Origin of the sequence: Paenibacillus alkalitolerans (genome assembly GCF_016482785.1) — a bacterium.
Lineage (GTDB): Bacteria > Bacillota > Bacilli > Paenibacillales > YIM-B00363 > Paenibacillus_AE > Paenibacillus_AE alkalitolerans.
The window spans coordinates 91,453-106,977 of record NZ_JAEMXM010000011.1; the positions used below are offsets into that span (position 1 = coordinate 91,453).

Annotated in this window: 15 protein-coding genes; 12 read left to right on the forward strand and 3 right to left on the reverse strand. The window is 56.0% G+C overall.

Annotated elements, in window-relative coordinates; translation table 11 throughout:
- Positions 1-24: 24 nt before the first annotated feature.
- The 3 genes from tatC to JET16_RS17410 form a co-directional block, all read right to left on the reverse strand.
- Positions 25-756, reverse strand: a complete 732-nt coding sequence (tatC, locus tag JET16_RS17400; protein WP_199617870.1) for a twin-arginine translocase subunit TatC — start codon at positions 754-756, stop codon at positions 25-27.
- Positions 757-779: 23 nt separating this feature from the next.
- Entirely contained in the window at positions 780-1,001 is a 222-nt protein-coding gene (tatA, locus tag JET16_RS17405; RefSeq protein ID WP_199617873.1) for a twin-arginine translocase TatA/TatE family subunit, read from the reverse strand.
- 137 nt (positions 1,002-1,138) lie between these two features.
- On the reverse strand, positions 1,139-2,812 hold the full coding sequence (locus JET16_RS17410; protein ID WP_199617875.1) for a PhoX family protein: 1,674 nt from the start codon (positions 2,810-2,812) through the stop codon (positions 1,139-1,141).
- Between the two features lie 122 nt (positions 2,813-2,934).
- Here JET16_RS17410 and JET16_RS17415 point away from each other — a divergent pair, with 122 nt between their 5' ends.
- The 12 genes from JET16_RS17415 to smc all read left to right on the forward strand — a co-directional run bounded on the left by JET16_RS17415 (position 2,935) and on the right by smc (position 15,505).
- Positions 2,935-3,552 (forward strand): histidine phosphatase family protein, encoded by a 618-nt coding sequence (locus tag JET16_RS17415; RefSeq protein ID WP_233531783.1) that lies wholly within the window; start codon positions 2,935-2,937, stop codon positions 3,550-3,552.
- A gap of 93 nt (positions 3,553-3,645) precedes the next feature.
- The gene (locus tag JET16_RS17420) at positions 3,646-4,146 is read left to right on the forward strand and encodes a YceD family protein (RefSeq protein WP_199617877.1); all 501 of its coding nucleotides are present in this window, start codon (positions 3,646-3,648) and stop codon (positions 4,144-4,146) included.
- Between the two features lie 39 nt (positions 4,147-4,185).
- Positions 4,186-4,362, forward strand: a complete 177-nt coding sequence (gene rpmF / locus JET16_RS17425; RefSeq protein ID WP_199617879.1) for a 50S ribosomal protein L32 — start codon at positions 4,186-4,188, stop codon at positions 4,360-4,362.
- A 128-nt stretch (positions 4,363-4,490) separates the two neighbouring features.
- Positions 4,491-5,087, forward strand: coding sequence for a transcription factor FapR (fapR, locus tag JET16_RS17430; RefSeq protein ID WP_199617881.1), 597 nt, complete (start codon positions 4,491-4,493; stop codon positions 5,085-5,087).
- Positions 5,071-6,069 carry a phosphate acyltransferase PlsX gene (gene plsX, locus JET16_RS17435; protein WP_199617883.1) on the forward strand — a complete coding sequence of 333 codons (999 nt, stop codon included), beginning with the start codon at positions 5,071-5,073 and terminating at the stop codon, positions 6,067-6,069. The genes fapR and plsX overlap by 17 nt, the downstream gene beginning before the upstream one ends.
- 1 nt (position 6,070) lies before the next feature.
- Positions 6,071-7,060 (forward strand): beta-ketoacyl-ACP synthase III, encoded by a 990-nt coding sequence (locus tag JET16_RS17440; protein ID WP_199617885.1) that lies wholly within the window; start codon positions 6,071-6,073, stop codon positions 7,058-7,060.
- Positions 7,061-7,102: 42 nt separating this feature from the next.
- Entirely contained in the window at positions 7,103-8,047 is a 945-nt protein-coding gene (gene fabD, locus JET16_RS17445; RefSeq protein ID WP_199617887.1) for an ACP S-malonyltransferase, read from the forward strand.
- 68 nt (positions 8,048-8,115) lie between these two features.
- Entirely contained in the window at positions 8,116-8,856 is a 741-nt protein-coding gene (gene fabG, locus JET16_RS17450; protein WP_199617889.1) for a 3-oxoacyl-[acyl-carrier-protein] reductase, read from the forward strand.
- Between the two features lie 86 nt (positions 8,857-8,942).
- Positions 8,943-9,176 (forward strand): acyl carrier protein, encoded by a 234-nt coding sequence (gene acpP, locus JET16_RS17455; protein ID WP_199617891.1) that lies wholly within the window; start codon positions 8,943-8,945, stop codon positions 9,174-9,176.
- A 128-nt stretch (positions 9,177-9,304) separates the two neighbouring features.
- A complete protein-coding gene (gene fabF / locus JET16_RS17460; RefSeq protein WP_199617893.1) occupies positions 9,305-10,543 on the forward strand; it encodes a beta-ketoacyl-ACP synthase II in 1,239 nt (412 codons plus the stop codon).
- Between the two features lie 14 nt (positions 10,544-10,557).
- Complete coding sequence (gene rnc, locus JET16_RS17465) at positions 10,558-11,265, forward strand: ribonuclease III (RefSeq protein WP_199617895.1); 708 nt, start codon at positions 10,558-10,560, stop codon at positions 11,263-11,265.
- 667 nt (positions 11,266-11,932) lie between these two features.
- Positions 11,933-15,505 (forward strand): chromosome segregation protein SMC, encoded by a 3,573-nt coding sequence (gene smc / locus JET16_RS17470; RefSeq protein ID WP_199617897.1) that lies wholly within the window; start codon positions 11,933-11,935, stop codon positions 15,503-15,505.
- Positions 15,506-15,525: the final 20 nt, after the last annotated feature.

Below are 15,525 nucleotides of genomic sequence, written 5' to 3' on the forward strand. Positions count from 1 at the left end.
GCTTGAAACCGGCTTTCGCGACCATCACAATTTGGCAGCCGCGTCCAGTCTTGCTTGCCTTCTGACATATACGAAACGCGATAATCCGACGCTGATTTCATACAGAAGAAATAACGGGACGATGACGAGCACGTCCGACACGATATCGGGCGGAGTTATGGTAACGGCGACGATCGTCAAGACGAAATAAGCAAGCTTCCGCGCTTTGGCAAGCCGGACCGGATTCAATATGCCGAGCGTCGTCAAAAACATGACGACAACCGGCATTTCGAACAAAACGCCGAACGGTACGGTCATGTTGATCATAAACCGGAAGTATTTTTCCGCCGTATAATTCGTTTCGAAGGTGCCGGCGGCCAAGCCGTTCAAGAAAGAGAGAACCATCGGATAGATGACGAAATAGCCGAACGATATGCCGATTACGAACAGCACGGCCAGCGCAGGGATGTATGCCAGCGACGCCCGCCGCTCGGTCGGCTTCAAACCGGGCACGACGAAACGCCAAATTTGGTAGCCTGCGACCGGGATCGTTACCGCTATGGCGAATACGCCGGCAATCATGAGATATACCCATAGCACATCGGTGGGACCCAGCGTTTGCAGTTTCGTGTCCAAATCGCGGGTCAGCCACTTATATATTTGTTCTACATAAATAAAAGCACCACAAAGGGCGGCCAGAAAGACGCCCAGTGTGATGAGAATCCGCTTGCGCAATTCCGCAAGATGCTCCGTGAGATGCAGCTCTTGTTCTGTCATCTTTTCCCCCGGGTAATGAAGGTTTACTTATTGTCCGCGGACAATTGGCCTTGCGGCTTGTCCGCTTTGTCTTCGTCTTTGTCTTTGTCGCCGCCCGACACCAAATCGCGGGTAGCCGACTTGAATTCGCTTAGCGTGCGTCCGAATGCGCGGCCGAGCTCCGGCAATTTCGACGGACCGAAAATAATGAGCGCAATAATCAAGATTAATATCAAGCCGGGGATGCCTATACTTCCGAATGGCATATGCTGCACAACTCCCTCTAATAAAGATGGTACGCGAAAAGCGGCAAGACCGCCTTCCGCGTAAAGTTTCAAAGGTCAAACAAGCCAAAACACTCGTACTGGACATTATACCAAAATGAAGATCGAAAGTGTATCCGTTAACCGAATTTGAACCCGCTGATCGCAACAACGCCGCAGCGCGCTTTCTTATCGCCCGGACGGTGCGGCCACAAGCTGGTCGGGTTGTTCAAGTCTTCGGTCATTTCCCCCGGATGCTGCACCGACAAGAACAATGTTCTTTCGTCCGGAGTAAAGAACGGGCCGGTCAACTCGCTGTCGACAGGTCCGGAAGCGAACTGCATCGCTTCGCCCATGTGCTTGCCCGTCGTCGGGATTACGAAGAGGCCGTTGTTCATGAAGGATTTGTACACGCCTTTGTTATGGCTGCTTGTGGAGATGTCAGTCACGACCCACAGGTTGCCGTTCGAATCAAACGCCAGGTTGTCCGGGGAGCTGAAGCCGGATTGGCGGCCGCCGGCGGCAAAGATTTCGAAATCAAACCCGAGAGAGCCAAGGTCATTTTCATTTTCGAAGATGCGGGTAATGTGGCCGTGGATGTTGCCGTGAGTATCGTTATTCGTATGGCAGATAAACACGGTGTTGTCAAACGGCGAGATCTCGATATCTTCAGGACGGTCGGTAGGTGTTCCTCCGACAAGAAGCGCAGCTTCATGGCAATTGACGACGACGTCGGCTTGGCTCTTGAATTTAGCCTGAAGCTCTTCGCGAGTGTCTTTCACGCCGTAAGGCGCTTTAAATTTCTCGCTTGCCAGCACCTTGGATACCGCTTCGTAAGTCACTGCAACCCATGCGCCTTTCTTCAGATTAGCGACGTATAGCGTGCCGTTCTCCAGCAGTGCGGAGTTTGCGCGTCCCTTGGAAGGGTCATATTTGCCGTTGCTGATAAACTTGTAAACACAAGCGTCTTTCTTGTCGTCGCCCATATACACGACGACACGCTTGTCCGCCGTTAAGCCCATAGCGGTATTCTCGTGATTGAATCGGCCGAGGGCGGTATGCTTCTTCAAAAATTTGCCGTCAAACGGATCGACTTCCACAACCCAGCCGTAATGCGATTCCGGCAAATTGTTTTCCTCTGCCGTATCGATGAAGTTTTCTTCGCAGGACAGCACGGTGTTCCAGAACGTCACGCCGCCTGAGCAGTTCGCGAACGTGCCTTGCGCGGTAGTAGCGTTATTCATCGCGGCGGAGCCCTTCGCAGGTCCGGTTACGTCGAACTTCGTGAAGCCGGTGATGCGGCGCGCGTGCTTCGAAGACGTGTCCATCTTCCAAACGCCGTCTTTATCTTGATACACCTCGATCACGGACATGCCCTGATAATACAAATCCTTTTCCTTCTGCTCTTTCGTCTTCCCGCTGTCCGCGATCGGACCTAACAAGAACATATTCGTATATTCGTGATTTGTAACCAGCAGCCCGCGCGTATTCGAGCCGTCAATCGGGAAGAATGCATTGTAGTCGGCGCCTTGACCGAATTTTTCGCCGGCTTTGTTGATGACGTCGTCAAATGCGGCCACAACGTCGTACCTGAAGCCTTCAGGCAATACCAGCTTGTCCTCTTTAGAAGGTTGGATGGGCTTGAAATAACCGCTTACTTTGTTCGTCTTGAAGCCGAACAGGTGATCGGCGGCCGGAGACATGGCGGATGCTTTGCCTTCCAATACGCCAAGCCCTGCGGAAGCTGCTGCCAGCGCTGCCGCGCCCGTTCCCAAGTAAGACAAAAATGTGCGGCGATCCAGTTTCTTTTCCATATTTACACTCCCATGCAAATAATATTTTACAGGGTGAATCATATGGTTCGAATGTTTTCGCAGCGTTAATCGCATATTAAGGTTTTGTAAATGTACATTTGCGGCAAACAAGGAGATCACCGATGAGAAGTGTCTGTTGCACCGTGTTTCTCGCTTTGCTCATGCTTTTATCGACACAATCGGCGGAGGCGGAAATCAGCCCTTCATTAATAAACGCTATGCGCGAGGGCGGTTATATTCTATATGTCAGACATGGAGAAGCGACGGCAGGAGCCGATCTACCGATCATCGTCTTCAGCGATTGTTCGACGCAAAGAAATTTGTCGGAGCCGGGCAGGAGGCAAGCTGCGGCATACGGGAAGGCGCTTCGCAGCCTAAACATCCACCTCGATTTACCGGTATCCGCGAGTCCCTTTTGCCGTACAAGGGAAACTGCCGGATTGGCATTCGGCGAACAAAATGTCCGAGTCGATGACTTCTGGATTAATATCTATAGATTAAGCCGCGGACTTCCTTCTGCTGAGCAAGAAAGTGTGCTGAATGCTCTCACAACGGTGCTGGAAATGAAGCCGCCTGAAGGTAAAAACAAAGTGATCGTCGCCCACAGTTTCCCGCGAGGATTGGCGCTCGGTCACATTCCAAATATGGGTACGGTTGTGATAAAGCCGCTCGGGCGGGGAAACGGATATGAGGTTGCAGCCGAAATATCATTCGAGGAGTTGGAGGAGTTCGTCAGATAAACTCTTGCATGCTGACAAGCGCGACATACTTTTTGTTGACAACGAGCAAACTGAATGGATATAATAGTCTTTGTTTGTTTGGGGTGATCGCACGTGATCTTGAATTTACGCGAACTGGCTTCGAAGGACGGTCCGGTTCAACTCCACGGTATGCTGGATATGTCCGAGCTCGTTTCCGGACGCAGGGACATTCGCATCGAAGAGCCGGTGAAAGCCGACTTGACTGCGCTATGGGATGCGGGACTGGCGAAGGTGGAAGGGACGTTGAAGGCGAAGCTTGAGCTCGTTTGCTCTAAGTGTCTGAAGGCGTTCACCGAGGACATCGGATATCCGGTCGGAGAGATGTTTACGCAGCAGCGCAGCATCGCGGACAAAGACGAGGACGTCCATCTCGTGCACGATGAGCGCGTGGACTTGGTTCCTCATCTGAAGGACTCGCTTCTAGTCCAACTGCCGCTTGCACCCTCGTGCGACACGGCGTGCGAAGGGTTATGCCCCGTTTGCGGAACCGATCGCAATGCGCAATCTTGCGATTGCGAACAGGAAACGATTGATCCCCGATTGGCGGGATTGAAAGATTTTTTTAATCGATAATTATGAGACGAGAGAGCACTCTTGCAAGGAGGTGGGAACATGGCAGTACCATTTACGAAGACGTCCAAACAGCGCAAAAACAAGCGCCGGACCCATTTCAAATTGGAAGTCCCGGGCATGGTGAAATGCGACCATTGCGGCGAATTGAAATTGGCCCATCACGTTTGCAAAGTGTGCGGAACATACAAATCGCGCGATATCGTAAAGCAAGGCTAATAAACGAATGAAAAGCATCTCGCAGACGAGGTGCTTTTTTTGTTGTCATATGTACACCAAGTACTATATACTGCTATTAGGACTTGGTACTAATCCCAGCGTGGTTGGAGGTGGCCCCCATCGAACGATTGCCGAAACCGGTGCGGCAGGAACGGCTGAAGGAACGCATCCGGACAAACCCTTTCATTACGGATGAAGAATTGTCGCTGCAATTCGGAGTCAGCATTCAGACGGTGCGGCTGGACCGGATGGAGCTCGGCATCCCGGAAGTGCGGGAACGCATTAAACTAATGGCCGCAGAATCCCAGGGGGTGGCGAAATCGCTGGGAATGGATGAAGTGATCGGTGAAGTCATCGACCTCCAGCTTGACAAATTCGGCATATCCATTCTCGAGATCGGGAAGGAGCATGTTTTCGCGCGTACAAAAATTGCCCGGGGGCACCATATATTTGCACAGGCAAATTCTCTGGCGGTGGCCATAATCGACGATGAAGTGGCGTTGACCGCTTCAGCCGACATCCGCTTCATTCGGCCGGTCCGGCTGGGAGAGCGGTGCGTGGCCAAAGCGTACGTCCGCTCTGCGCCCGGGGACAAGGGGAAAGCGAAAGTGGAATTATTTACATACGTTGGCGACGAACTTGTATTTCAAGGACATTTCGTAATTTATCGGTCCGCCAAACATACGGAGGAGAAAGGAGCGGCGGAAAATGCGGATATCCGTTGACGCGTTCGGCGGCGATCATTCGCCGGAAGCGGCCGTGGAAGGAGCCGTTGCGGCGGCGAAAGAATGGCCTGACGTGACGATTACGCTTGTCGGAGACGAAGCCCGGATCCGCGGGCTGCTTTCGGAAGCGTCCGCTCCGTCGAACGTTCATGTCCGGCATGCGCCGGAAGTCATAGCCCCGGATGAAGAACCGGTTCGCGCCGTGCGGAGAAAGAAGGATTCATCGATGGTTGCGGCGGCCGCCATGGTCCGTGAGGGCGAGGCGGACGCGTTCATTTCCGCGGGAAATACCGGAGCGCTAATGGCTTCGGGGCTTCTCGTCGTCGGCAGGCTTTCCGGAATCGAACGTCCTGCGCTTGCGCCGATGATTCCGACGATGGACGGCACGGGCGTATTGGCGCTCGACCTGGGAGCGAATATGGACGCGACGGCGGAGCAGCTTACGCAATATGCCGTAATGGGCAGCATATATCGCCGCAACGTGCACGGGATCGATGAACCGCGCGTCGGCTTGCTCAACGTCGGCACGGAGCCCGGCAAAGGCAACGAACTGACGAAGGCTGCGTATCCGCTGCTGGAGCAAGCGCCGATCCGCTTCGTGGGCAACGTGGAGGCGCGCGACGTACTTAACGGGGTCTGCGATGTGCTCGTATGCGACGGGTTCGTCGGCAACGTGCTGCTCAAAGCGCTCGAAGGAACGGCGTCCGCCGTATTCTCGGCGCTGAAGACGGAATTCACCCGAAATACGATTACTAAACTGGCTGCCGCGGTGCTGCGTCCGGGTCTTCGGTCATTTCGGGACAAACTGGATTATAAGGAACACGGAGCGGCGCCGATGCTGGGGCTTTCCGGTTTGGTGATGAAATGCCACGGCTCGAGCGACGCCCGTGCGATAAAGAACGCCGTCAGGCAAACGCGGCTTGCGATTGCGAAGGATGTAGTCGGCACGATCGCCGCGGAGCTTGGGAAAGGGGAAAAGTAACATGATCGGAAGACCGGTGGGTGTGCATGGAACGGGCAAATACGTGCCCGAGCGCATATTGACGAATCAAGATTTGGAACAGATGGTGGAAACGAACGACGAATGGATCGTTACGCGGACCGGCATTAAGGAACGGCGTATCGCATCCGAGCAAGAGGCCGCTTCCGATCTGGCGTATGAAGCGTCCAGGATCGCATTGGAGAACGCGGGGATCGGCCCGGAGCGGCTCGGATTGATTATCGTCTCGACAATGACTCCCGACGTGGCGTGTCCGTCGACTGCCTGCATATTGCAGGAGCGGCTCGGCGCGAAGAACGCGGCCGCGTTCGATTTGTCGGCCGCTTGCTCCGGCTTCGTGTACGGGCTTGCAAACGGGGCGAATTTCATCGCTTCCGGCATGTATGATTACGTGCTTGTGGTAGGGTCCGAAGTGCTGTCGCGCGTGACCGATTATACGGATCGGAATACATGCATCTTGTTCGGCGACGGCGCGGGCGCGGTTGTACTCGGCCCGACGGAAGAAGGACGAGGTTTCCTCTCTTTCGAGCTCGGCGCCGACGGCTCCGGAGGGTCGCTGCTACGCGGAGGCTGCGTCGGAGGCTCGCGCTACCCTAAGGAATCCGATTTGCCGGAAGGAATGACGCCGCACATCTGGCAAAACGGGCGGGAAGTGTTTAAGTTCGCCGTGCGCATCATGGAAACGCTCACGGAAAGCGTGCTTGCGAAAGCCGGGAAGACGAAGCGCGATATCGATCTGCTCGTTCCGCACCAGGCGAACATCCGGATTATCCACGCGGCGATGGAGAAGCTGGAGCTTTCGGAAGATCAAGTGATGATCAACGTCGACCGCTACGGCAACATCTCGGCGGCGACAATCCCGATCGCCCTTGCGGAAGCGGTGGAAGAGGGCCGTGTGAAGAAAGGCGACACCGTCGTGCTCGTCGGCTTCGGAGGCGGGCTCACGTGGGGCGGCGCGGTGTTGACTTGGTAATGGAAGCAATTGGATAATATAGTCAGGGAGGAGCGGGAAAACTTGGGAAAGACGGCTTGGGTGTTTCCCGGACAGGGAGCTCAGACGGTCGGAATGGGAAAAGACGTATGGGAAACGAATGCGGAAGCCAAGAAATTGTTTGAAGCGGCGGACGCCTCGGTAGGCTTTGATTTATCCCGCATCGCGTTCGAGGGTCCGGACGCGGAGCTGAAGCAGACGGCGAACACACAGCCGGCGCTGCTCACCGCGAGTCTCGCATATCTTGAAGCGTTCAAAGCCGCGGGAGGCGCGGAAGCGCGTCCGGATTACGTGGCGGGGCACAGTCTCGGGGAATGGACCGCGCTTGCCGCCGCGGGGGCGCTTTCCCACGCGGACGCTGCACGCCTTGTCCATATGCGCGGCCGCTTCATGGAAGAAGCTATTCCGGGCGGGAAGGGCGCGATGGCGGCCGTGCTCGGCGCGGAGCGCGAAGCGTTGGCGGCGCTTTGCGAAGCCGTATCGGCCGAGGCGGGGCGCGTCGAGCTCGCGAATGTAAATTGCCCGGGGCAAATCGTCGTCTCCGGCACGCGCGAAGGCGTGGAGGCGGTGACGGCCCGGGGCAAAGAGACGGGGGCGAAACGGATCATACCGCTCGAAGTGAGCGGACCGTTCCATTCGTCGCTGATGAAGCCTGCGTCGGAACGGCTGAGCGAGCTGCTGGAGAGCGTCGTTATTCAGGCGCCGGCCGTGCCGTTGATCGCCAACGTTACGGCGCGGGAAACGTCCGACCCTTCGGACATTCGCAGTCTGCTCGTCCGTCAGGTGTTTTCTCCGGTGCTGTGGGAAGACAGTGTGCGCAGGTTGATCGAATTGGGCGTCGACACGTTCGTGGAGTTCGGACCCGGTACGGTGCTTGCCGGACTTATCAAGAAAATCGACAAAGAGGTTCGTACGATTTCCGTGAACAGCGCGGAATCCGCGAAGGAAGCGGTTCCGGCACTGCTGTAAGCCGTTAAGGAGGCAACCGAAGGTTGTCCGCGATAACGAATCGTTGAAGCAAGTGAGGAGGAATCGGTATGTTGGAAGGGAAATCGGCGCTCGTCACCGGCGCGTCCCGAGGAATCGGAAGGGCGATCGCCCTGGAGCTGGCTGCATCCGGCGCCGATGTCGCGGTAAATTATGCCGGCAACGAAGCCGCGGCTCATGAAGTGGTGGCTGCAATAGAAGCGATGGGGCGCAGGGCTTTCGCGATCCGGGCGAACGTGGCCGACGCCGCGCAAGTGGAGGAAATGGTGTCGGTTGCGCTGGAACGTTTCGGCAAAGTGGACATTTTAGTGAATAATGCCGGCATCACTCGTGATAACCTATTGATGAGAATGAAGGAAGAAGAATTCGACGAGGTCATCGACACGAATTTGAAAGGCGTCTTCAACTGCATCAAAGCGGTAACGCGGCCGATGATGAAACAGCGGAGCGGCCGCATCGTCAACATCTCTTCGGTCGTCGGCGCGCTCGGAAACCCCGGGCAGGCCAATTATGTCGCCGCGAAAGCGGGCGTTATCGGATTGACCAAGTCGGTCGCGCGCGAGCTCGCTTCCCGGAGCATTACGGTAAACTGCGTGGCTCCCGGCTTTATTGAGACGGACATGACCGACAAATTGAGTTCGGAAATGAAAGAAGCGATGCTGAAGCAAATTCCGCTCGCGTCGTTCGGCCGCCCCGAATCGATCGCGAAGGCCGTTCGCTTCCTCGCTTCCGACGACGCTTCATACATGACCGGACAGACGCTTCACGTGGACGGCGGAATGTATATGTAACATCTTCGGGTCCCGGTCATTGGAATGGACACGTTGTGGCATTTTTGCCGTCATTTTCGTATAATACCAGATAGGAGGTGAACCGGATGTCCGACGTTTTGGACCGTGTTAAAAAAATTATCGTCGACCGCCTCGGCGTGGACGAGGCCGAAGTGACGCTTGAAGCTTCTTTCAAGGACGACTTGGGCGCCGACTCTCTCGACGTCGTCGAGTTGGTAATGGAGCTGGAAGATGAGTTCGATATGGAAATCTCCGATGAGGACGCGGAGAAGATCACTACGGTGGGAGAAGTAGTGAATTACATACAATCTCATACGTAAGATGGAGTTTCGGGTCCCGTTTTCGCAAGGAACGGGACTTCTCCACATTTAGAGATTATAAAGGCCGTCATTGCGCCTTTAACATATGTCTTTATCATGACATCGTATATTGATCGAGGTGGGTTGAAATGAAACATCGGGTCGTTATTACGGGGATGAGCGCGGTAACGTCGCTCGGCCGCGATTTGGATACGTTTTGGAACAATTTGATGGAGGGCAAGTCGGGAGTTTCAACGATTGAAGCATTCGACGTAAGCGAGTATTCGACACGCATTGCCGCGGAAATCAAAGATTGGGACCCTGAGCTTTATATCGAGCGCAAAGAAGCCCGGAAGATGGACCGGTATGTTCAATTTGCGGCGGCTGCGGCGCAATTGGCGTTGAAAGACGCCGACTTGTCGATTGCCGAGGATACGGACCCCGAACGGGTAGGCGTCTACATCGGCTCCGGAATCGGCGGCTTGGGCACGTGGGAAGAACAGCATAAAGTGTTGCTTGAGAAAGGGCCGAAGCGCGTTTCGCCGTTCTTTATTCCGATGATGATCGCAAATATGGCGTCGGGCCACGTATCGATCATAACCGGCGCGAAAGGGCCGAATTCGACAACCGTCACCGCCTGCGCGACCGGATCGCACACGATCGGAGATTCGTTCCGCCTGCTCCAGAACGGCGAAGCGGACGTCATGTTATGCGGAGGAGCCGAGGCGACGATTCGTCCTACCGGACTGGCCGGCTTCTGCGCGATGAGGGCAATGTCCACGCGCAACGAAGAGCCCCAACGGGCGAGCCGTCCGTATGACGCGGATCGCGACGGCTTCGTCATGGGCGAGGGCGCGGGAGTGTTGATCTTGGAATCGCTCGAGCACGCGCAAAAGCGCGGAGCGCGCATCTATGCGGAAGTGATCGGATACGGCATGAGCGGCGACGCCCATCATATGACGGACCCCGATCCGAACGGGGCGGCGCGCTGTATGAAGAAAGCGTTGGCCGACGCCGGGTTGAAGCCGGAAGACGTGGATTACATTAACGCGCACGGCACGTCCACTCCTGTGGGCGACATTTCGGAGACGAAGGCGATTAAAGAAGCGTTCGGCGAACAAGCGTATAAACTTGCCGTGTCGTCCACCAAATCGATGACGGGGCATTTGCTCGGCGCGGCCGGGGGAGTGGAAGCCGTCATCTGCGGATTGGCGTTGACTCACGGCACCATGCCCCCAACGATCAATTTGGATAATCAAGATCCCGAATGCGACCTCGACTATGTGCCCAACAAGCCGCGCAAAGCGGATATCAAAGTGGCATTGTCGAATTCGTTCGGGTTCGGCGGTCATAACGCGACGATAATTTTGAAGAAGTTCGAGGGTTAACGGAGAATACGATTATGAGTTCTGGCGACTGGGAACGGCTGCAAACCGAACTTGATATCCGTTTCAACAATGCGGAGCTGCTGCGCGAGGCGTTCACTCACTCGTCTTACGTAAACGAACACCGCGACGCCACGCATAACGAGCGGCTCGAATATTTGGGGGACGCCGTTCTGCAGCTGGCCGTTGCGGAGCATCTGTTTCGCGTATATCCGCAATGGCCGGAAGGCAAGCTTACGTTCGTCCGGGCGGCCATCGTCCGCGAAGGAGCGCTCTTCAGGCTGGCCAAAGGACTGTCTCTCGGTTCGTACGCGCTGCTCGGCAGGGGCGAGGAGCTATCGGGGGGGCGGACCCGTCCGGCACTGCTTGCGGATATGTTCGAAGCGCTCGTCGGAGCGATTTATTTGGATTCCGGCTGGGATGCGGTGCTCCGGTTTTTGCACAAGCACATGTTTCCGGAGATTGAATCTTATGTGGCCCGCGGAGTGATCGACGCGAAATCGCGGCTGCACGAACGAGTGCAGCAGGAAGGCTTGGGCGCGATCGAGTACGCGGTCGTCGAGGAGCGGGGTCCGGCGAACGACCGGCAATTTGTCATCGAGACCCGGTTGAACGGCAAGACGTGGGGGAGCGGCGTCGGAAGAACGAAGAAAGAGGCGGAGCAGGAAGCTGCCGCGGAAGCGATCATGCGGCTCGACCGCGAAGCGTTCGGGGCGAAACGTTAACGGTGTTGCTATCCCGGCGAAAAGCGTCGGTTAGAGTCCAATAAGCACATCGATGTTCCGCTATTTGTTGCCCGTTGCGCCGGTAATAGCGGAAAACAAGTATCTTTTTTAGAGCAATCAAGGCTTGACCGTTCAAATAGTATAAAATGATGTGCCTTTTTTATTTTTTTCGCTCTGTCACACGCCTGGGGTTACCGCCTCGGTTCTACTATGGCAATAGCATGTTCGTAACTTGTCTTAACAGAGCCATTTTTCCGTGTTCTTTAGTTGCGTATTTTCAATTATGGCAAATCAATGTTCATAAAATGTTGTCCAGGCAACTGGATATAAACAGTTTGTTGCCAAAACCGTTTGATACGCAGGTTGAATGCTGGGAATAATGGTAACGAAGGAACGATTTATGAACAGAACATTGCCATAAACCGGTTCGATATATAGTCAAGGACTTCAATGACGGGGAAATTGCCGAACAATGAACCGAACTTTCAGAAAGAATGTCACAAGGGATATCGGGTCGAAATCCGGATATCCTTTTTTTAATGCATGAATAATTTCATCCAATTGGGGCGGTCGTTCCTCTTTGTCGTCCCCGACGCAGTCGCCTAACGTGTAAAAAGGATGCGCCCCGCTTGTCCTTTTATGCTACAATATTGTGGGGTGATATTTTTTGTTTCTCAAAAGATTGGAACTGGCCGGATTTAAATCGTTCGCGGATCGGACGGAGCTCGAGTTCGTCACCGGCATTACGGCGGTCGTCGGCCCGAACGGAAGCGGCAAGAGCAACATCTCCGACGGCATCCGTTGGGTGCTCGGCGAGCAAAGCGCGAAGAGCTTGCGCGGAGGCAATATGCAGGACATTATTTTCGCCGGCAGCGACGCGCGCAAAGCGGTGAATTACGCTGAAGTGTCTTTGACGCTGGACAACGGCGACAATGCGCTTCCTCTCGATTTCAGCGAGGTTACGGTCACCCGGAGAATACACCGCAGCGGTGAAAGCGAGTATTTCATCAACAAACAGTCGTGCAGACTGAAAGATATAACCGAATTGTTTATGGATACGGGCATCGGCAGAGAAGCGTACTCGATCATCGGCCAAGGCCGGATCGAAGAAATTCTCAGCACGAGGTCTGAAGACCGGCGCGGCATTTTTGAAGAAGCGTCAGGCATCGTAAAATATAAATCGCGCAAGAGAGAAGCGCAGAAGAAGCTTGACGAAACCGAGGCGAACTTGGTGCGGATTCACGACCTTGCTTCGGAGCTCGAGGACCAGCTGGAGCCGCTGCGCATCCAATCGGAGAAAGCGACCGAATACAAATCGCTGAAGGAAGCGCTAAAGACGAAGGAAATATCGCTGTATGTCCACAATATCGGCGAGCTGCACCGTTCTTGGACGGAAGCGAACAACGCGTTGAACAAGCTCAAAGACGAAGAACTGACGCTATCTTCCGTCGTTTCGGCTCATGACGCGGAGCTCGAGACGCACCGTTCGGAGCTGCGGAAGCTGGAAGAGAAGATCGAGGAGTTTCAGGCGGAGCTGCTGCGCACGAGCGAAGAGCTGGAGAAAAGCCTCAGCGTGGGCGAAGTGTTGAAGGAGCGGCGCAAGCATTCCGAAGAAAACATCGCCAATCTGCAGGAGACGATCGGCTCCCTTGAGGAAAAACTGCAAGAACGCAGGGCGGAAGAAGAAGCGTTGCTGAAAGAACGAGGTGCCGTTTCGGCTCAATTGGACGAGCTGCAAGCCGGCATCCGCAGCGAAGAAGACCGGCTTATCGCCGAATCCGGCGGAACGGCCGGCGAGACCGAAGAGCGGTTGAAAGCGGAGCTGCTGGACAAATTGAACGAGCTTGCCTCCGCGCGCAACGAATTGAAATACATAGAGACGCAGGCGGAGCAGGGCGAACGGCGTTTCGCCCGGTTGAGCGAGGAGAGGGGTAAGGCCGAGACTAGAGTGCTCGAGCTTGACGGCGCGCGCTCGGATTGGACGCAGCGGCTGGAGGCGCTTCAGGCCGAAATCGAGGGCGAACGAAACCGCTATATGGAGCTTGGGCAAGCGATTCATGAAAAACAAGGCTTGCTGGAGGAAGCTCAAGCGACCGTGCGCAAATGGGAGCAAAAAGTCGACTCTCTCGTATCGCGCCGCGAAACGATCCGCGAGCTGCAGAACGATTACGACGGTTTTGCGCTCGGCGTCAAGGAAGTGTTGAAAGCGAAGCAGCGCAATTCACTTACGGGCATCCACGGCGCCGTGGCCGAGTTGATCAGGGTGAGCGGGAAATACGAAACCGCGCTGGAAACCGCGCTCGGCGCCGCGCTGCAGCATATTGCGGTCGAGAATGAACCGAGCGCTCGGGAAGCGATTCAATACTTGAAAGGACGGCAGCTCGGGCGCGCCACGTTCCTGCCGCTCGACGTCATCAAAGCGCGGTCGATTCCGGAGAATGAGCGCAAGACGGCATCGGGTACGGAAGGCTTCGTCGGCGTGGCGTCGGAGCTCGTGCAATATGAGGAAACGTACTCCGCGATCGTCGGCAGCTTGCTCGGCAATGTGGTTGTTGCCGATACGTTGGAGCACGCGAACCGCATCGCCGCGAGGCTGAACTACCGGTACCGGGTGGTAACGCTGGAAGGCGACGTAGTGAACGCCGGCGGGTCCATGACGGGCGGCAGCTTGCAGAAGAAGAACGTATCTCTGCTCGGCCGCCAGCGCCAATTGGAGGAGCTGGGGCAAGAAATCGAGGCGGCGGAACGGCAAACCGACGAGCTGCGAGAGCGCGTGCAAGGCTTGCGCGATGAGCTCGCGCAAGCGCAAAAAGCGCTCGAGGCGTGCCGGGACGCCGGCGAGCGCAAGCGTCGCGAGGAAACGGAGGCGCGGGCGGAGCTAGGGCGCCTTAACGCGGAGCTGCGCAACGCGAAGGAGCAGCTGGAGTTGTTCGAGACCGACATCGCCGGCATCGCGGAAGAGCGCGCCGCAGAGTCGGATAAGCGGGCGGAGCTGGCCGTGCGGATCGAACGGCTCGCCGGGGAAGAAGCCCGGCTTACCGATTCGATCCGCGAAGCCGAGCTGGCGCGCAAAGCGGCGCAGTCGGCGAAGGAGGAGCTGCAGCAGCTTCTTACCGATTGGAAGGTGAAGGCGGCATCGGCTTCGCAGGAGAAGCAATCGCTTGACGCTCAGCTGGCGCGGCTTCGCACGGAATGCTCGGGGCTGACGGGTGAAATCGGGGAGGCGGCAGGCAACGTTGCGCGCTTGCAGGAGGAGCTGGCGGCGCTCGAGCGGGAGATGACCTCCCGAATCGAGCAGGGGAACGATCTTCGTATCCTCAAAGAACGGTGTGCGGAGCAGCTTGACTACAAGCGCGCGGAACGCGCGGAGCTGGTCGCCCGCCTCGACCGGGAAGAAAGCGCGACGCGGGAAGAGCGCAACCGGTTGAGAGCCGTCGAAGAGCAAGTGCGGCAAACGGATATCCGCGTAAACCGGTTGGACGTTGAGCTCGAGAACTTGTTGAAGAAACTGGCCGAGGAGTACGAGTTAAGCTATGAGCTGGCCAAAGACCGGTATCCCGTGCCGGACGACGTGCCGGCCGTTCAGAACGAGGTGCGCGATTTGAAACGCGCTATCTCAGCGCTCGGCGAAGTGAACCTCGGCGCAATAGAAGAATACGCTCGCGTTTCGGAACGTTGGGAATTCCTCTCCGGCCAGAAGAAAGATTTGATCGAAGCGAAGACCGCTCTGTACGGCGTCATCCGCGAAATCGAAGACGAGATGTCCAAGAGGTTCCTGCATTCGTTCCAAGCGATCAGGGAGCAGTTTACGGACGTGTTTTCCCGATTGTTCGGGGGCGGGCGGGCGGATCTCGTCTTGTCCGAACCGAACAATTTGCTCGAAACGGGCATCGATATCGTCGCGCAGCCGCCGGGCAAAAAACTGCAAAACCTGCAGCTGCTTTCCGGAGGAGAGCGCGCATTGACGGCGATCGCGCTGTTGTTTGCAATTTTGCGAATCAAGCCGGTTCCGTTCTGCGTGCTTGACGAAGTGGAAGCTGCGCTGGACGAGGCGAACGTCGCAAGGTTTGCCCAGTATTTGCGGGAATTTTCGGGTCAAACTCAATTTATCGTCGTTACGCACCGGAAAGGCACAATGGAGGAAGCCGACGTGCTGTACGGCGTGACGATGGAAGAGGGCGGCGTGTCCAAGCTTGTGTCCGTCCGGCTTGATCAAGACGATGAGCCGATGACCGCCTAGCTGCATGGCTGCCCGGTTGT